The sequence below is a fragment of the Streptomyces incarnatus genome, from assembly GCF_001027185.1.
Classification (GTDB): Bacteria; Actinomycetota; Actinomycetes; order Streptomycetales; family Streptomycetaceae; genus Streptomyces; species Streptomyces puniciscabiei.
Map to the genome: position 1 here is coordinate 5630388 of NZ_CP011497.1, position 17722 is coordinate 5648109.

Genomic DNA, 17722 nt, shown 5'->3' on the forward strand with positions numbered 1-17722 from the left:
ACCCGCACTCTTTGTGTGGAGCCCACCAAGCCCTCGTTCCGTCATTTGTCGAGCGCTGACGGTGATCGGCGCGAGTCGGCTGGGATAGCGTCACCGTGTCCCAGCATGTCCCCGTCACCCGCGGAGTCCCCATGAGCACCGCCACCGCCACCGCTCGCCCCGGCGCAGTCCTCGCCGACCTGCTCCCCGCGTCCCGCGTCCGCGACGCGGCCCTCGTCGTCGGCGGCGCCGCGCTCACCGGCCTCGCGGCCCAGGTGGCGATCCCGGTGCCCGGCACCCCGGTGCCGGTGACCGGCCAGACCTTCGCCGCGCTGCTCGTCGGCACCGCGCTCGGCGCCCGCCGCGGCTTCCTCTCCCTCGCCCTGTACGCGCTCGCCGGTGTCGCGGGCGTGCCGTGGTTCGCGGACGGCACCTCCGGTGCGGCCTCGGTCTCCTTCGGCTACGTCCTCGGCATGCTGCTCGCCTCAGCGGCCGTCGGCGCCCTGGCCCGGCGCGGCGCCGACCGCTCGCCGCTGCGCATGGCGGGCACGATGATCCTCGGCGAGGCGATCATCTACGCCGTCGGCGTGCCCTACCTGGCCCTCGCCGCCCACCTCTCGCTCTCCCAGGCCGTCGCCGCCGGCCTCACCCCGTTCCTGATCGGCGACGCCCTCAAGGCCGCGCTGGCGATGGGCGCGCTGCCCACCGCCTGGAAGCTCGCGGACAAGCGCTAGCGGGCGCGCATCTTCAGGGCTTCTGGCAGGTGGGGCACCAGAAGAGGTTGCGGGCGGCGAGACCGGCGGTGCGGATGCCGTCGCCGCAGATGTGGCAGGGCAGGGCGGCGCGGCGGTAGACGTACACCTCGCCGCCGTGGTCGTCCACGCGGGGCGGCCGGCCCATGGCCTCCGGGGTGTGCTCGGCCCGGACCGTGTCGATCCTGTTCCTCCGTACCCCTTCGCGCATCAGCTCGACGAGGTCGGCCCACAGGGCGTCCCACTCGGCGCGGCCGATGTCCCTGCCCGCGCGGTAGGGGTCGATGCCGTGCCGGAACAGGACCTCGGCGCGGTAGACGTTGCCGACGCCGGCGACGGTCTTCTGGTCCATGAGGAGCGCGGCGATCGTCGTACGGCTGCGGGAGATCCTGCGGTACGCCGCGTCCGGGTCGGCGTCCTCGCGGAGCGGGTCGGGGCCGAGGCGGTCGTGTACGGCCCGCTTCTCGGCGTCGGTGATCAGTGCGCAGGTGGTGGGGCCGCGGAGGTCCACGTACGCCGTCTCGTTCGCGAGCCGGAGCCGGACGGTGTCGGTCGGCGGGGGCGCGGGGGCGTCGCCGAAGCCGACGTTTCCGAAGAGGCCGAGGTGGATGTGGACCCAGTCGGTGTCCCGGAAGCGGAGGAAGAGGTGCTTGCCGTGGGCGTCGGTGGCCGTGAGCTCGGCCGAGTCCAGCAGGGTCGCGGCGTCGGAGAACTTGCCCTGCGGGCTGCTGACGCGCGGGGCGGTGCCGAGGAAGCGCTCGGCGTAGTCCTGGGCCAGCCGATGAATGGTGTGCCCTTCCGGCAAGGCGGGGTGTCCTTTCCTTCCGTCTTCGCCCACCCACCCGCCCGTCTCGGTCGGCCGAGAGGTGAACGACCGGGCTGAGCCGGCATCTCCGGCTGACTGTTCCGGGTGGGCGGGCCTCGAACGCTTTCCCACCCACCCGTCTCGCCGGACCGAGAAGCGAGCCGGCAGACCGGACCGGGCAGCTGGAGTCCAGAGGCGAAGCCCCGGAGGCCCACCTCCCAGCCCACCGAGTCGGGCGGGTCGGTGGGCAGGACGGGGGTCTGGGGGCTCCGCCCCCAGGTGCCCGGCCTTGCAGCCGGCCGAGTCCGGTGTGCGGCTGGGCGGGACCCGGGGGTCCAGGGGCGGAGCCCCCGGCGGGGGTGTCCCTCCAGCCGGTCGAGCCGGGTGGGCTGGTGGGTGAGGCCTAGGCCTGCGGGTGGTGGGCCGGGATCGGCGGGAGGTCGCCCGTCGTCTCGTACGCCGACAGCATGTCGATCCGCCGGATGTGACGCTCGTCACCGGAGAACGGCGTGTTGAGGAAGACCTCGACGAACTTCGTCGCCTCCTCCGTGCTGTGCATCCGCGCACCCACGGCCACCACGTTGGCGTCGTTGTGCTGCCGCCCGAGCGCCGCCGTCTCCTCGCTCCAGGCCAGCGCCGCCCGCACGCCCTTCACCTTGTTCGCGGCGATCTGCTCACCGTTGCCGGAGCCGCCGATCACGATGCCGAGGGCGTCGGCGTCCGCCGCCGTGCGCTCGGCCGCCCTGAGGCAGAAGGGCGGGTAGTCGTCCTGGGCGTCGTAGATGTGCGGCCCGCAGTCGACGGGCTCGTGACCCGCCGCCTTGAGCCACTCGACGAGGTGGTTCTTGAGTTCGTAGCCAGCATGGTCGGAGCCGAGATACACGCGCATGCCATGAGTGTGACACGCCCCATTCCGGGCAGCAGCCTCGGGTGCCGGCCCCCCGCCAGGCGGCCCCGCGGGGCTCGAAGGGCACCCCACCGGACCCAGGGAAATGTGAGCCGGACCATAGAACCTCAAGGGAACCTCAAGTAACGATACGGATTCAGAGGTTCCCGAATCCGTTCACCTCGGATTCACTGGACCGGCTCGTACACCGCTCGTACGAATGCTCCGCCTGGCGTAAAGGAAATCCGTCCATGACCCCTGGCTCGGGCCTCCAAGCAGGACTCAAGAACCGCCACCTGACGATGATCGCGATCGGTGGCGTCATCGGAGCCGGCCTCTTCGTCGGTTCCAGCTCCGGTATCGCCACCGCGGGACCGGGCATCCTCCTCTCCTATGCCATCGTCGGCACCCTCGTCGTCCTCGTGATGCGGATGCTCGGCGAGATGTCCGCCGCCAACCCCACCTCCGGCTCCTTCTCCGCGCACGCCGACCGTGCCCTCGGCCGCTGGGCCGGGTTCTCCATCGGCTGGCTCTACTGGTTCTTCTGGGTCGTCGTACTGGCCGTCGAGGCCACCGCCGGCGCCGGGATCCTGCACGGCTGGGTCCCGGGCGTGCCGCAGTGGGCCTGGGCCCTCATCGTGATGACCGTGCTGACCGCGACCAACCTGGTCTCCGTCGGCTCCTACGGCGAGTTCGAGTTCTGGTTCGCCGGCATCAAGGTCGTGGCGATCGGCGCGTTCATCGCCATCGGTCTGCTGGCCGTGTTCGGCGTCCTGCCGGGCGTGCACGCCGACAAGGCGTCCTCGGCAACCTGACCGGCCACGGCGGCTTCCTGCCGCACGGCCCCGGCGCCATCCTCACCGGTGTGCTGCTGGTCGTCTTCTCCTTCATGGGCAGCGAGATCGCGACCCTCGCGGCCGGTGAGTCGGAGGACCCGCAGCGCGCGGTCACCAAGTCCACCAACAGCATCATCTGGCGTATCGGCGTCTTCTACCTGGGCTCGATCCTGGTCGTCGTCTCGCTGCTGCCGTGGAACGACCCGGCCATCAAGAACGACGGCTCCTACGTCGCCGCGCTGAACTCCCTCGGCATCGCCCACGCCGGCGAGATCATGAAGGTCATCGTGCTGACCTCGGTGCTGTCCTGTCTCAACTCCGGCCTCTACACGGCCTCCCGGATGGCCTTCTCGCTCGGCCAGCGCGGTGACGCCCCGAAGGCGTTCGCCCGCACCACCTCCCGCGGCGTGCCGATGGCGGCCATCCTGGCGTCGGTCGTGTTCGGTTTCGTGGCGGTGTTCTTCAACTACGCCTACCCGAAGACCGTCTTCCTCTTCCTGGTCAACTCCAGTGGCGCGGTCGCCCTGTTCGTGTGGCTGGTCATCTGCTTCTCGCAGCTGCGGATGCGGCGGATCATCCAGCGGGAGGCGCCGGAGAAGCTCGTCGTGCGCATGTGGCTGTACCCGTACCTGACCTGGGCGACGGCCCTGTTCATCATCGGCGTCCTCGGCTACATGCTGACCGACACCAAGGGCGAGAGCAGCGGCCGTACGACCGTGCTGCTGTCGGTGGCGGTCGCGGCGGTCGTGGTGGTCATCGCCGTGGTGAAGCAGAGGCTCGAGCAGAACCGCGAGGCCCCCGCCGTCGAGACCCCGGCCGACAAGGTGTCCGTCGGCTGATCCACCGCCCTCGGCACGCGACCACAGCACGGTGGAGGATCCCCTTCACCGTGCTGTACGTCGTCGCTGTACGCCGTCGGCGCACCGGAATCCGGCGGCCTAGAAACCGTGTGGCAGCCACGGGGCCACCGGTGAGCCGAACGCCACCGACGCCTCCGTCAGCGCCCCCGGCCGCAGCTCCCGTACCCGCCCGGCCGCCGCGAGCGACAGCAGCGTCACGCCGCCGAGATAGGACGCGCCCAGCTCGCGCACGGAGAGGGAGAGTTCGGCGGCGTCGGACGTACGCTCGCAGGACGCGCCCTTCGTGTCGCCGGTCAGCCGCCAACGCCCCGCGTTCCACGGGCAGAAGCCGTCCGCCACCTCCAGCACGACGTCGACCGGCGCCTGGTACGTGCGCGCCGCGAGCGCCGCACCGACGTCGACGAGACGGACGTACGCGTCGTCCCGCAGGCGCGGCCGGCAGCGGCGGGTGTCCGAGACCAGGTACCGCCAGGCGTCGTCGACCGGCCGTGACCCCACCGACAGCGTCGTCATCAGGTCGATGCCGAACAGGAACCGCCACAGCGCCGCCTCGGTCACCGGATCCAGCGCGGCCAGGTCCTTCAGGTTCACCGTGCCGTCGTGACCGCTCTCGCCCCAGCCGATCTTGGTGCTGAACCGGGCGTATCCCGTCACCTCGCCATCCCGCTCGGCCACCACGCACTGCAGCGCCGACGCCCCGCCCCGCTCGCTCTCCGGGTCGAGCAGACCGGCCCGTTCCCAGCCGGGCCGCCGGGCGAGCATCCCGGGCCGCAGCGGTACCAGCGCCGCGTAGACCGCCTCGCAGGCGTCGAGGACGTCGGCGGGCGCCGCGTAGCGCAGCCGTACGTCGTCGACGCCGGGCGGCAGGGACAGGGTCACCCGGCCCGTGTCGATCTCGGCGGACGTACGGAAGGTGGCCGCGCCGTAGCCGAAGCGGCCGTAGATCGCGGGCTCGGACGCGGTCAGCACCGCGAGCGGCTCGCCCAGCTCCCGTACGTCGTCCAGCTGCCGGCGCATCATCGAGGTCAGCACCCCGCGCCGCCGGTGGGTGGCCGCCACGCCCACCATGGTCACGCCGGCCGCCGGGACCGGGGCCCCGCCGGGCACGGTCATCCGGAAGCTGAACGCCCCGGCCGCACCGACGATCTCGGCCCCGTCCCAGGCGGCCAGGGAACGGTCGAACTCGGTGAGGGACCTGTCCAGTTCACGTTCCTCGGGCGGCGCCGCCGAGGCGCCGAAGGCGCGGTACAGGACGTCGTACCACCGGTCCCAGTCGGACTCGCGCAGCACCTTCAGCTCGGTTCCCGGGTCAGTCCCCATGAGCCATGCCTATCAGGGCATTGCAGGACGAGCCAGTGAATTTCTCCCGGACGGCGGCGCGACGGCCTCGCGTGCCGTTCACTGTGAGGACGAACCGCGAAGTCGAACCGCGAAGTCGAACCCCGCACGGGGGACAAGTGGGACCTCCCGTGCCAAGCAGCCGGTCCGATGGATAGGGTCCCGAACTAATGGCAGCAGGAGAGCGGCGCGCGAAGGCCGAGACGTTCACGGCCCGGTGGAGGATGCAGTGGCACCGGGCCCGCACCGGCCTGCGCAGAAGCGCCGTGGACTACTTCCGCGGCGACGGCTCCGACTGGATCGCGTTCGCCGGGCTGCTGCTCACCATCCCCCTCCTCATGGCCATGACCCTGGTCGACTCGGTGTGGTGCTCCCCGGCCACGCTAGTGCTGCCGATCATCGCCGGCGGGCTGCTGCTGCGCCCGGCCAGCCTGCTCGGCCTGTACGCGGCGGGGGCCACCGCGCTGATCGTGGAGTCGGTGCGGCTCGGGCCGTACACGGAAGGGCCCTCGCGGGTCACTCCGGGCATCGTGCTGGTGGTGGCCGCCTGCGGGTTCTTCGGCCTGCTCACGGCCCAGTTCCGCAGCCGGGTCGGCGTGCCCTGGCGGCGCGGCGGCACCATGCTGTTCGACCTGCGCGAGCGGATCCGGGTGCAGAGCAAGCTGCCGAAGCTGCCGCAGGGCTGGCACCACGAGATGGCGCTGCGCCCGGCCGGCGGCCAGTCCTTCTCCGGCGACTTCGTCGTCGCGGCCCGCACCAACGGCGGCCGCACGCTGGAGGTCGTGCTCACGGACGTGTCCGGCAAGGGCATGGACGCGGGATCGCGCGCCCTGCTGCTGTCGGGGGCGTTCGGGGGCCTGCTGGGCTCCCTTCCCCCGCACTCCTTCCTCCCGGCCGCGAACGGCTACCTGCTGCGCCAGGACTGGGACGAGGGCTTCGCCACCTCCATCCATCTCGTCCTGGACCTCGACTCCGGCGACTACGAGCTGTACTCCGCCGGGCATCCGCCGGGGCTGCAGCTGAGCGCGGGCAGCGGGCGCTGGGAGGAGAAGGCCGCCGAGGGTCCGCTCCTCGGTGTGTACGACGGCGCCCAGTTCGACTCCGTGAAGGGCTCGCTGCGCCCCGGTGACGTGTTGATGCTGTTCACAGACGGTCTGGTGGAAACCTCCGACCGCGACATCGTCGAGGGCATCGACAGGCTCACCGGTGAGGCCGACCGCTATGTCGCCGGCGGCTTCCACGGCGCCGCCTGGCATCTCATCGAGGCGGTCGCGAAGGACGTCAATGACGACCGGGCGCTGCTCCTGATCTGCCGTCAGGCGACGGCAGCGGTCCGCTGAACCGCCACTGAGCGACCGCCGACCGACCGCCGACCGACCCGCCGGGCGTCCCGCTTTGCGACACTGGGGCGATGACACAGCTCACGCCCGCCGAGGTCGAGGCCGTCGCCCGCGCCGCCCACGAGGGCCAGACCGACAAGGCGGGACGGCCGTACGCCGAGCATCTCGCCGCCGTCGCCGCCGGTGTGCGCGCCCGGGGCGGGGACGCCGAACAGATCGCGGCGGCCTGGCTGCACGATGCCGTGGAGGACGACGCGCTCAGCCGTCAGTGGCTCGAGCAGGCGGCCCTGAGCGCCCGCACCAAGGCCATCGTGGACGCCCTCACCAAGCGGCCGGGGGAGGAGCCGGAGGCGTACGCGGGGCGGATCCTCGCGACCGACGGCGCACGCCTGGTCAAGGAGGCCGACCTGGCGCACAACGCCGACCCGGAGCGGCTGGCGGTCCTGGACGGGCCGACCCGGGAACGCCTGACCGAGAAGTACACCCGGATGCGCGCGCTTCTCGGTCTGGGGGAGTCGGGGTCCTAGGCGCCAGCCTTCTCGCCTGCGGGAGTCGGGGTCCTATGCGCCGGCCTTCTCGCGCTCGCCTTCCGTTCGCTCGCGTGCGCGGGCGAGTTCCGCCGCGTCCTGCTTGAACGCCCACTCCATCCGCGGCTCCATCGCGAACCGGAAGACGCGCCGCACGGGCTTGGTGCACAGCAGGGTGACGGCGGTGCCGAAGGCGAGGGTCACCAGGATCTCGCCGAGCGGGCGGTGCAGCCAGGGGTGGTCGAACCAGCCGCGGTAGTCGGCGAACTTCACGAGGAAGCCGTGCAGCAGATAGCCGTACAGGGTGCCCGCGCCCAGGGCCGTGAACCAGGTCTTCCGGCCGGGCACCCAGGCGAAGAAGCAGGCCGTCAGCAGCAGCGAGCAGCCCATCATCGCGAGCGTCATCAGCGGGCCGCACCACCAGGGCGCGCCCAGCTCCTGTGCGGAGTCGCGGTGGTAGAACCACGAGGCGTTCATGCGCGGCACCGCCCACCAGCCGACCGCCAGCGCGGCGGCGAACACCGGCACCGCGGCGATCCGCACCGAGCGCCGGCGCACCAGCTGGAAGTGCTCGGGCTTCAGGCACAGGCCGAGCACGAAGTACGGCAGGAACTGCAGGACCCGCTGCAGATCGAGGTCGTCGCCGATGTTCGGGGTGACGGAGGCCAGCATGGCGATGCCGAGGGCGACCGCGAACGGCGAGCGCACCAGCTTCCAGATCGGCGTCGTCAGCCGCCAGATGAACAGTGCGACCAGGAACCAGGTCAGGTACCAGGGATCGAGGAGGCTGATCTCCTCGTGCGAGCCCGTGACCAGGTTCCGGAACGTCGGGTACGCCGTCTCGAAGACGACGTACGGCACCACGACACCGGTGATCAGCCGCTTCAGCCGGTCCGGGCGCATGTCGAAACCGCGCGAGAAGAAGCCGGAGATGATGATGAACGCCGGCATGTGGAAGCAGTACACGACCGTGTACAGGCCCTCCAGGATCCGGCTGTCGCCCTTCAGCGGCTCCCACGAGTGACCCATCGCGACGAGCACGATCGCCAGGTACTTGGCGTTGTCGAAGAACGCGTCGCGCTGCTTGCCGTCGACCCGTTTGCCGTCCGGGCGTTCGCCTTCATCCCGTTTGCCGGGGCTGTCCGCCTTCGCCTGCCGCTCCTGCGGGCTCGGCGGGGTGCGCGGACCGGGCACTCCGTTCGCCGGCGACTGTGCCGGGGGGAGCGGTCTGCGGTTCTGGCCGGGGGAGGAGGCGGCGTCAAACATCTCAGGCACCCTAGCGTCGTCCGTGGGATTTCGTAAAACCCCCGCAGGTATTCCTGGTTAACGCCTTCGGATACCCGCCGATTTCATGAACTTGGCATCTCTGTCCACGTGATGATGCGCACACAGGTGCCGTCAATCCACCCTCGATGTCCCGATTCATCCCGACTAAATGGGGCATACGGCGCCTCTGTGTCATCAATTCGAATTACCTGCGCAGAGGATGTGTGGAGGAGGAAACGAAGTCGCGTAATTTCCCGGGGAGTCATGTGCGCGGGGCCCGGTCGAATTACTGTGCGGCCGGTCGCCCGCGTCGGTCGGATGCCCGACGTTGTGTCACGGGCCGCATGGGCGGGCCGGGTTGGTGGCACGATGGTTCTGGCGGGGGTGCGGGCCGTACCCCCGGGCCGGGAGAGCGGACCGACCGAGGGTGTGATCAGTTGTGGCCATTTCACTGTCTGTGGTGCTGCTGTTGGCGATCATCCTTGTAGTGCTCCTGAGAGGGGGGAACATCAAGGCGGGCCCCGCGATCGTCGCGGTCCTCTTCGGTTTCTTCCTCGCCTCCACCGGCATGGCCCCGTCCATCGACCGCTTCCTGAACTCGATAGCGGACTCGATCAGCTCGATCAAGTTCTGACCGGAGTCCTGACCGGAGCGGAGTCCTGACCGGAGCGGGGCCGGCGGACCGGAACGGGCCGGACGACTTCGGGCGCTGAACAACTTCACACCACGGGGGGACGTACCGGGATGGCGCTGCGCGACACGGACCCGGCGGAGATCGGCGGCTACCGCATCGAGGACCGCCTCGGCAGCGGCGGCATGGGCGTGGTGTACCTCGCCCGGTCCGCCTCCGGTCGCCGGCTCGCGGTCAAGGTCGTCCACGGCCAGTACGCCGACGACGACGAGTTCCGCCTCCGGTTCAGCCGCGAGGTGGCCGCCGCACGCCAGGTCAGCGGCGCCTTCACGGCCCCCGTGGTGGACGCGGACGCCGACGCCCCGCGCCCCTGGATGGCCACGCTCTACATCCCCGGCGCGGACCTCGGCACCCACGTCCGCCGGCACGGTCCGCTGTCCCCCGAGCGGCTGCGCGAACTCGCCGCCGGCCTGGCCGAGGCCCTGCGCGACATTCACCGCGCCGGGGTGGTCCACCGGGACCTGAAACCGGCCAACGTCATGCTCGCCGAGGACGGCCCGCGCGTCATCGACTTCGGCGTCTCCCGCGCCGCCGAGTCCACCGCCGCCGACGCCCTCACCCAGACCGGCAGGGTGATGGGCACGCCGCCCTTCATGTCCCCCGAGCAGTTCACCTCCCCGCACGAGGTCGGCCCGGCCACCGACGTCTTCTCCCTCGGCGCGGTCCTCGTGTACGCCGCCACCCGGCGCGGCCCGTTCGACAGCGTGAGCCCCTGGGAGACCGCGACGCGGGTCGTCGAGGCCACCCCCGACCTCGACGGCGTCCCCGCCGACCTGCTCCCCTTCGTCCGCCTCTGCCTGGAGAAACACCCCAAGGCCCGCCCGACCCCCGGCGAACTGCTGCACCTGCTGCGCGAGGGGCGCCTGCCCGCCCGGGAACCCGGCACCGCGCCCCAGGACACCGTGCCGGCCCGGCCCCGCGGGCGGCACTGGGCACGGTGGTCGGCCGCGCTCGCCGGCGCCCTCGTACTCGCCCTGGCCGGCACCGTGACGGCCTCCCGGCTGACCGGGGACACCCGCACCGGTCCGTCCGCCGCACTGCCGGCGGGCTGGCACGCCTGGCAGGCCCACGAGACCGACAAGCAGACCAGCGCCGGCTCGGCGTTCGCGTCCTGCGCGGCACTCGACGGCGGGCTGCTCTGCGCCGGTGACGGCCTGAAGGCCGTCCGCTTCTCGCTCACCACGGGCAAGGTCGAATGGAGCCGCCCGACGGCCGACCACCCCGACCCGAACAGCAGCGGCTCGGACACCGGGCTGCTGGGCACGCACGGCCACGACCTCTACACGGTGGCCGAGACCCAGCCCCGGTCGGCGCAGACGGATACCTACGCCCTCCAGGCCCTCGACGCCCGCACCGGGAAGGTCCGCTGGAGCGCGGCCACCGGGGACCTGGCACCCGCGGTCACGGACGGCACGGCCGCCGTCACGGCCGACGGCCCGATCGTCGTCCGCGCGGACGGCAGGACGTACTCCCTGCTCGACCCGGCCACCGGCACGCCACGCTGGAAGCGCACCCTGCCCGCCCTGCACACCGCGGCCCGCCGGGAGACGTGCGAGGTCACCGCCGCGCAGGGGCACGGATACGTGCTCTGCCTCGACTTCAAGCGGAACCGCACCACGATCGCCTCCGTCGGCCCGGCCCATGGCGAGACCCTCTGGACCGTCACCGCGCAGGGAATCCTCGCCCTGGCCGGCGAGGCCGGAGGCCGCCTGGTCCTGGTGCCGACCAGCCTGGCCCCCGACGCCCCGTACAGCCCCGTCACCGAGCGCTACGGCCGCATCCTCCTGGTCGGCGTCGCCGACCACGCCCCGCACGTCGTCCCGCTCAGCCGGACCGTGTCCGCCGACGCCACCCCCACCGTGCTCGACGGCACCCTGTACCTCACCGTCAACAGCGGCGAGGTCCGCGCCGTGGACCCGGTCACCGGCCGCACCCGCTGGGACACCCGCTCCTCCGTCGAACGCCCCGGCCCGCCCGCGGTCTGGGGCGACTACGTCCTGATCGCCTCGCCCGGCGGCCGGCTGGCGGCCCTGGACCGCCGCACCGGCAAGGAGGTCCACAGCCTCCCCGGCCGCGACGACCGCACGGACCCCGTCTTCGTGTACTCCGGCTCCACCCCCGTCACCCGCGGCGCCGCCCTCTACGTGCCCTACGGCATCCGGGCGGTCTACTCCGTGGACCTGCGGCACCTGTGACCGACGCCGGAGGCCCGGCCCCGCCGAAAACGCCGGAGGCCCGGCCCCGCCGAAGCGGAACCGGGCCTCCGTGCCGGCCATGACGACCGATCGGAGCGGGCGACGGGAATCGAACCCGCGTAGCTAGTTTGGAAGACTAGGGCTCTACCATTGAGCTACGCCCGCAGCACTGCGCCGCAGGTCGGTGACCGCGGCACTGGAGGCATCGTAGCGGGTCGCCCGCCGCCGAGGCCAACGAGTTCGGCCGTGCGGCCCGCCTCGGGGAATGCGGCCGACGGATCCGCCCGGGGCATGTACCCTACGTGTCGCACCAGACGGGGTGTGGCGCAGCTTGGTAGCGCGTCCGCTTTGGGAGCGGAAGGCCGTGGGTTCAAATCCCGCCACCCCGACCACCTGCTCACGCATCTGCTCACGGTGTCGCGATGATCGCCTTTTGGGGCGCTGACCCGCTGCGGTTACTATGCAAGCTGCGCGCCCGTGTGACCCGGCCCTCACGGCCTACGTACTCCTCCGGGCGGCGAATCCGCCGGACCTGTCTGGCTCCGGCGAAACCCAAGAAGTCAGCCACAAGGAGACCGAACCGTGAAGAGCGCCGTGGAGACCCTGAACCCGACCCGGGTTCGGCTCACTGTCGAGGTGCCCTTCGAGGAGCTCAAGGACAGCCTCGACGCGGCGTACAAGAAGATCAACCAGCAGGTCACGGTGAAGGGCTTCCGCAAGGGCAAGATCCCCGCCCGTGTCATCGACCAGCGGTTCGGTCGTGGCGCCGTGCTCGAGGAGGCCGTCAACGACGCGCTTCCGAAGTTCTACACCGAGGCGGTCAACGAGGCCGAGCTCAGCCCGCTGGGCCAGCCCGAGGTCGACATCACCGAGCTGAAGGACGGCGAGACGCTGAACTTCACCGCCGAGGTCGACGTCCGCCCGGCCCTGGAGATCCCGGACTACTCCGGCATCGAGGTCGAGGTCGACGCCGTCGAGGTGACGGACGAGGACGTCGAGAAGTCCGTGGAGCAGCTGCGTGAGCGCTTCGCGTCGACCTCTCCCGTCGAGCGCGCCGCCGAGGACGGCGACGTCGTCACCATCGACCTGCAGGCCAAGGTCGACGGCGAGGTGCTGGAGGACGGCATCGCCAACGGCGTCTCCTACACCATCGGCTCCGGCGAGCTGCTGGACGGCATCGACGACGCCGTCAAGGGCCTGTCCGCCGGTGAGGAGGCCACCTTCACCTCCGAGCTGAAGGGCGGCTCCGCCGCGGGCAAGGAGGCCGAGGTCACCGTCAAGGTCACCCAGGTCGCCGCCCGTGAACTGCCCGAGCTGGACGACGACTTCGCGCAGCTCGCCTCCGAGTTCGACACCCTGGACGAGCTGAAGGCCGACAGCCGCAAGCGCCTGGCCAACATGAAGCAGTTCGACCAGGCCACCCAGGCCCAGGAGCGCGTCCTGGAGAAGCTCCTCGAGCTGGTCGAGGTCCCGGTCCCCGAGAAGCTGCTCGAGGACGAGATCAACACCCGCAAGCACAACCTGGAGCACCACCAGCTCGGCCAGATGGGCCTGACCCTCGACAAGTACCTGGAGATCCAGGGCAAGACCGCCGAGGAGTTCGACACCGAGACCCGCGAGGCCGCGGTCAAGGGCATCAAGACCCAGTTCGTCCTGGACGAGCTGGTCAAGAAGGAGAACCTCAACGTCAACCAGGAGGAGCTCACCGAGCACCTCATGCGGCGAGCGGCCTCCTCCGGCATGTCCCCCGACCAGTTCGCCCAGGCCGTCGTCGAGGGCGGTCAGGTGCCGCTCCTGGTCGGCGAGGTCGCCCGCGGCAAGGCCCTGGCCGTCGTGGTCGAGGCCGCCACGGTGAAGGACACCAACGGCGAGATCGTCGACCTGGACGACGAGGAGGAGGAGACCGAGGCCGCCGAGGCGTCGGAGACCTCCGAGGAGAACGCCGAGGGCTGAGCGGCCCGAAGGCGCCCCTGAAGCGCGTAGCAGGCCCCTGGGAGTGTCTCCCGGGGGCCTGTTTCGTCTCCGCGACGGGCAGCCGACTCAGGGGCGCGGGGAACTGCGCGAACACCCCCGCGCACCCGCAGTCCGACGACCACCGGCACCACCCCCCATGAACCGCACCGGCCCCTCGCGTGAGCGCTACGCCCCCGGCGAACACTCACCTCTCCGGGATTCCCCGAAGGGACCGCCGCGTTAGGGTCCATGAAAGGCAGAACAATGAGACGGCCCGGCGCCGTCGTAAGACGAGCAGGTGGATACGTGACGAATCTGATGCCCTCCGCCGCCGGCGAGCCTTCCATCGGTGGTGGCCTCGGCGACCAGGTCTACAACCGGCTGCTCAACGAGCGGATCATCTTCCTCGGTCAGCAGGTTGACGACGACATCGCCAACAAGATCACCGCGCAGCTGCTGCTCCTCGCCGCCGACCCGGAGAAGGACGTCTACCTCTACATCAACAGCCCCGGCGGCTCGGTGACGGCCGGCATGGCGATCTACGACACCATGCAGTACATCCCGAACGACGTGGTCACGATCGCCATGGGCATGGCGGCCTCCATGGGCCAGTTCCTCCTCACCGGCGGCACCGCCGGCAAGCGCTTCGCCCTGCCGCACGCGGACATCATGATGCACCAGGGCTCCGCGGGCCTCGGCGGTACGGTCTCGGACATCAAGATCCAGGCCGAATACCTGATGCGCACCAAGAAGCGCATGTCGGAGCTGACCGCGCGGCACTCCGGCCAGACGGTCGAGACGATCATCCGGGACGGCGACCGCGACCGCTGGTTCACGCCGGAAGAGGCCAAGGAGTACGGTCTCATTGACGAGATCATCACGCACGCCTCGGGTGTTCCGGGAGGCGGCGGCACCGGTGCCTGACCGGCACGGCCACGCCACGCACCGCCGAGACACCAGCCCCCCGAACGCCACCAGGACGGTGAACCCCATGAGCAACTTCCCCGGCGCCGCCAGCGGCATGTACGAGGGCCCCCGGCCCGACAGCCGCTACGTCATCCCGCGCTTCGTCGAGCGCACCTCCCAGGGCATCCGCGAGTACGACCCGTACGCGAAGCTCTTCGAGGAGCGCGTGATCTTCCTGGGCGTCCAGATCGACGACGCCTCCGCCAACGACGTCATGGCGCAGCTGCTGTGCCTGGAGTCGATGGACCCGGACCGGGACATCTCGATCTACATCAACAGCCCCGGCGGTGACATGACCGCCCTCACGGCGATCTACGACACGATGCAGTTCGTGAAGCCCGACATCCAGACGGTCTGCATGGGCCAGGCGGCCTCCGCCGCGGCCATCCTGCTCGCCGCCGGCACGCCCGGCAAGCGCATGGCGCTGCCGAACTCCCGCGTGCTGATCCACCAGCCGGCGGGCTCCACCGGCCGCGGCCAGCTCTCCGACCTGGAGATCATCGCCAACGAGTTCACCCGGATGCGTGAGCAGCTGGAGAACATGCTGGCGAAGCACTCGAACCGGCCGATCGAGCAGGTCCGCGAGGACATCGAGCGCGACAAGATCCTCACGGCCGAGGAGGCGCTGGAGTACGGCCTCGTCGACCAGATCATCTCCACCCGCAAGCTGAACAACGCCGCGGTCCGCTGAGGCGGAACGGCATACTCTGGGCCCCTCTTGGCAGGGTCCGCGTCAAAGTGAACCCTGCCAAGGGGGGCCCGAACACGGGGCCCGGCAAGGTACCGTCGACATAAGGCAGCACCAGGAGCCGCTGGACTCGAAAGCGTCCGGGCGTCTCCCAGGCGAAGGGGAAGCACACCGTGGCACGCATCGGTGACGGCGGCGATCTGCTCAAGTGCTCGTTCTGCGGCAAGAGCCAGAAGCAGGTCAAGAAGCTCATCGCAGGGCCCGGTGTGTACATCTGCGACGAGTGCATCGATCTCTGTAACGAGATCATCGAGGAGGAGCTCGCCGAGACGAGCGAGGTGCGCTGGGAGGAACTCCCGAAGCCCCGCGAGATCTACGAGTTCCTGGAAGGCTACGTGGTCGGCCAGGAGGCGGCGAAGAAGGCCCTCTCCGTCGCGGTGTACAACCACTACAAGCGGGTCCAGGCGGGCGAGAACGGCGGCCCGGGCGGCCGTGACGACGCCATCGAGCTGGCGAAGTCCAACATCCTCCTGCTGGGCCCCACGGGCTCCGGCAAGACCCTCCTCGCGCAGACGCTGGCGCGCATGCTGAACGTGCCCTTCGCGATCGCCGACGCGACGGCGCTCACGGAGGCGGGCTACGTCGGCGAGGACGTCGAGAACATCCTCCTGAAGCTGATCCAGGCGGCGGACTACGACGTCAAGAAGGCCGAGACCGGGATCATCTACATCGACGAGATCGACAAGGTGGCGCGGAAGAGCGAGAACCCCTCGATCACCCGGGACGTCTCGGGCGAAGGCGTCCAGCAGGCGTTGCTCAAGATCCTGGAAGGCACCACTGCCTCGGTCCCGCCCCAGGGCGGCCGCAAGCACCCCCACCAGGAGTTCATCCAGATCGACACGACGAACGTCCTGTTCATCGTGGGCGGTGCCTTCGCCGGCCTGGAGAAGATCATCGAGGCCCGCGCGGGTGCCAAGGGCATCGGCTTCGGCGCGACGATCCTCTCCAAGCGCGAGCTGGAGGCGAAGGACGTCTTCGAGGACGTCATGCCGGAGGACCTGGTCAAGTTCGGCATGATCCCGGAGTTCATCGGCCGCCTCCCAGTGATCACGAGCGTCCACAACCTGGACCGCGAGGCGTTGCTGAAGATCCTGGTGGAACCCCGCAACGCCCTGGTCAAGCAGTACCAGCGCCTCTTCGAACTCGACGGCGTGGAGCTGGACTTCGAGCGCGAGGCCCTGGAAGCCATCGCCGACCAGGCCATCCTCCGCCAGACCGGCGCCCGGGGCCTCCGCGCCATCATGGAGGAAGTCCTCCAGGGCGTCATGTACGAGGTCCCGTCCCGCAAGGACGTGGCCCGAGTCGTCATCACCGCCGACGTGGTCCTCTCCAACGTCAACCCGACCCTGATTCCGCGGGACGCGCGCGGGCGGGGGTCGGGGGAGCAGAAGTCGGCGTAGGACCCCGGACACGAGGAGGGGCCCCGGTCGACCGACCGGGGCCCCTCCTCGCACGGTCAGCCGGGGTCAGGCCTTGACGCGCACGTCCTTGCGCAGCTTCGCCGCGATGTCCGCCACGTCCTGCATGCTCGTGCCCTTGCCGCTGGCCAGACTGGCGACGTCGAACGACATGACGATGGCCATCGTGCTGTGGTCGGCCCAGATGCAGATCGGCACGGTCGTCGTCTTCGCCATGCCGGCCTGCGCGTCGTTGTTCGTGATCTGGCTCTCCTGGCACTTCATGATGCCGTTGCTGAAGCCGGACGGCTTGAACTCCTGCGGGGAGCCCACGAACTTGCCCTTGACGCTGCTGTCGCTGCTGTCGCTGTTGTTCTTCTTCTCGGACTTGACCTTCGCCGCGGCGAACATCGCGTCGATGGTCGCCTCGGGATTCTTGATGGTGCCGTACGTGCCCTCGAACACCAGGCTCTGGGCGGTGAATCCGGTACCGGCCTTGTAGCCGGCCTGGACGCCTTGCGCGTTCTGGACGCCCGCCTTCTTGAAGTCGTTCATGTCGTCGTCGCTCACCGAGGAGTCAGCCGCGTCGTCCGACTTCTTGTACGTCCCGTTGATCACCACGGCCGGCGTGATCAGCTTGTGCGGGCCGTCGTCCGCGACGCCCCCGCTGCCGCCGCTCCCGCCGCTGACCGCGAAGGCCACGCCCACCGCCACAGCCGCCACCACGGCCACCACGCCGATGATCAGGCCCGTCTTCTTCTTGCCGCCGGCCGGGGCCGGGGGCTGGGGCATGCCGTAGGGCTGCTGGCCATAAGGCTGCTGGCCGTACGGGTTCGGCTGCGGCGGCATGCCGCCCTGCTGCGGGTAGCCGTACCCCGGCTGCGGCGGGGCGGCCGGGGGTGCCTGCTGGGGGTAGCCGTAGCCGGGCTGCGGGGCCTGCGGCTGCTGGCCGTACGGGCCGGGCTGACCGTAGGGCCCCGGCTGGCCGTACGGACCGGGCTGCCCCTGCTGGCCGTAGGGACCCGGCTGCTGGGGCGGCTGGCCGTACGGGCCCGGCTGGTTGTTGCTCATTTCTGGGTTCCCCCTAGGACGCTTATGTGTTCCTGACATCCTGGACCAGGCCCGGAAAGCGCACGGCACCGGGGGCCGCACCGTTACAGAACAAACGCGTTTCGGGACCACC

The 17722-nt window shown here is 70.5% G+C and carries 14 protein-coding genes, 2 tRNA genes and 1 pseudogene; 11 read left to right on the forward strand and 6 right to left on the reverse strand.

Annotation, left to right across the window (positions count from 1 at the left end):
- Window positions 1-131: 131 nt before the first annotated feature.
- Window positions 132-713, forward strand: coding sequence for a biotin transporter BioY (locus ABB07_RS25400; protein WP_208900870.1), 582 nt, complete (start codon window positions 132-134; stop codon window positions 711-713).
- A 13-nt stretch (window positions 714-726) separates the two neighbouring features.
- On the opposite strand, the gene ABB07_RS25405 is transcribed toward ABB07_RS25400, so the two are convergent.
- Window positions 727-1536, reverse strand: a complete 810-nt coding sequence (locus tag ABB07_RS25405) for an Fpg/Nei family DNA glycosylase (RefSeq protein WP_208900871.1) — start codon at window positions 1534-1536, stop codon at window positions 727-729.
- Between the two features lie 403 nt (window positions 1537-1939).
- Window positions 1940-2425 carry a ribose-5-phosphate isomerase gene (locus ABB07_RS25410; protein ID WP_208900872.1) on the reverse strand — a complete coding sequence of 162 codons (486 nt, stop codon included), beginning with the start codon at window positions 2423-2425 and terminating at the stop codon, window positions 1940-1942.
- 248 nt (window positions 2426-2673) lie between these two features.
- Between ABB07_RS25410 and ABB07_RS25415 the strand changes: the two are divergent.
- Window positions 2674-4097 (forward strand): annotated as a pseudogene (locus tag ABB07_RS25415) (amino acid permease).
- Between the two features lie 99 nt (window positions 4098-4196).
- On the opposite strand, the gene ABB07_RS25420 reads toward ABB07_RS25415, so the two are convergent.
- Complete coding sequence (locus ABB07_RS25420; protein WP_208900873.1) at window positions 4197-5438, reverse strand: GNAT family N-acetyltransferase; 1242 nt, start codon at window positions 5436-5438, stop codon at window positions 4197-4199.
- A 188-nt stretch (window positions 5439-5626) separates the two neighbouring features.
- Here ABB07_RS25420 and ABB07_RS25425 point away from each other — a divergent pair, with 188 nt between their 5' ends.
- Together ABB07_RS25425 and ABB07_RS25430 are read left to right on the forward strand one after the other, a co-directional pair.
- Window positions 5627-6796 (forward strand): PP2C family protein-serine/threonine phosphatase, encoded by a 1170-nt coding sequence (locus ABB07_RS25425; RefSeq protein ID WP_208900874.1) that lies wholly within the window; start codon window positions 5627-5629, stop codon window positions 6794-6796.
- Window positions 6797-6867: 71 nt separating this feature from the next.
- Window positions 6868-7323 (forward strand): HD domain-containing protein, encoded by a 456-nt coding sequence (locus ABB07_RS25430; RefSeq protein WP_208900875.1) that lies wholly within the window; start codon window positions 6868-6870, stop codon window positions 7321-7323.
- 33 nt (window positions 7324-7356) lie between these two features.
- On the opposite strand, the gene ABB07_RS25435 is transcribed toward ABB07_RS25430, so the two are convergent.
- Window positions 7357-8589: an acyltransferase family protein gene (locus tag ABB07_RS25435; RefSeq protein WP_208900876.1), complete on the reverse strand. Its 1233-nt coding sequence runs from the start codon at window positions 8587-8589 to the stop codon at window positions 7357-7359.
- 439 nt (window positions 8590-9028) lie between these two features.
- Between ABB07_RS25435 and ABB07_RS25440 the strand changes: the two genes are divergently transcribed.
- Window positions 9029-9223 (forward strand): hypothetical protein, encoded by a 195-nt coding sequence (locus ABB07_RS25440; protein ID WP_055703542.1) that lies wholly within the window; start codon window positions 9029-9031, stop codon window positions 9221-9223.
- Between the two features lie 110 nt (window positions 9224-9333).
- Window positions 9334-11475, forward strand: a complete 2142-nt coding sequence (locus ABB07_RS25445; RefSeq protein ID WP_208900877.1) for a protein kinase domain-containing protein — start codon at window positions 9334-9336, stop codon at window positions 11473-11475.
- A gap of 94 nt (window positions 11476-11569) precedes the next feature.
- Here the strand turns inward: ABB07_RS25445 and ABB07_RS25450 are convergent.
- Window positions 11570-11640, reverse strand: a tRNA-Gly gene (locus ABB07_RS25450).
- A 150-nt stretch (window positions 11641-11790) separates the two neighbouring features.
- Here ABB07_RS25450 and ABB07_RS25455 point away from each other — a divergent pair.
- The 5 genes from ABB07_RS25455 (at window position 11791) to clpX (ending at window position 16542) form a co-directional block, all read left to right on the forward strand.
- Window positions 11791-11867: transfer RNA gene (locus tag ABB07_RS25455), tRNA-Pro, on the forward strand.
- Window positions 11868-12057: 190 nt separating this feature from the next.
- Window positions 12058-13428 (forward strand): trigger factor, encoded by a 1371-nt coding sequence (gene tig / locus ABB07_RS25460; protein WP_208900878.1) that lies wholly within the window; start codon window positions 12058-12060, stop codon window positions 13426-13428.
- A 318-nt stretch (window positions 13429-13746) separates the two neighbouring features.
- Entirely contained in the window at window positions 13747-14352 is a 606-nt protein-coding gene (locus tag ABB07_RS25465) for an ATP-dependent Clp protease proteolytic subunit (protein ID WP_208903621.1), read from the forward strand.
- A 67-nt stretch (window positions 14353-14419) separates the two neighbouring features.
- Entirely contained in the window at window positions 14420-15085 is a 666-nt protein-coding gene (locus tag ABB07_RS25470) for an ATP-dependent Clp protease proteolytic subunit (protein WP_059249543.1), read from the forward strand.
- Window positions 15086-15255: 170 nt separating this feature from the next.
- Window positions 15256-16542 (forward strand): ATP-dependent Clp protease ATP-binding subunit ClpX, encoded by a 1287-nt coding sequence (gene clpX, locus ABB07_RS25475; protein WP_208900879.1) that lies wholly within the window; start codon window positions 15256-15258, stop codon window positions 16540-16542.
- 66 nt (window positions 16543-16608) lie between these two features.
- Here the strand turns inward: clpX and ABB07_RS25480 are convergent, their stop codons facing one another.
- Window positions 16609-17610 carry a hypothetical protein gene (locus tag ABB07_RS25480; RefSeq protein ID WP_208900880.1) on the reverse strand — a complete coding sequence of 334 codons (1002 nt, stop codon included), beginning with the start codon at window positions 17608-17610 and terminating at the stop codon, window positions 16609-16611.
- Between the last annotated feature and the right edge of the window lie 112 nt (window positions 17611-17722).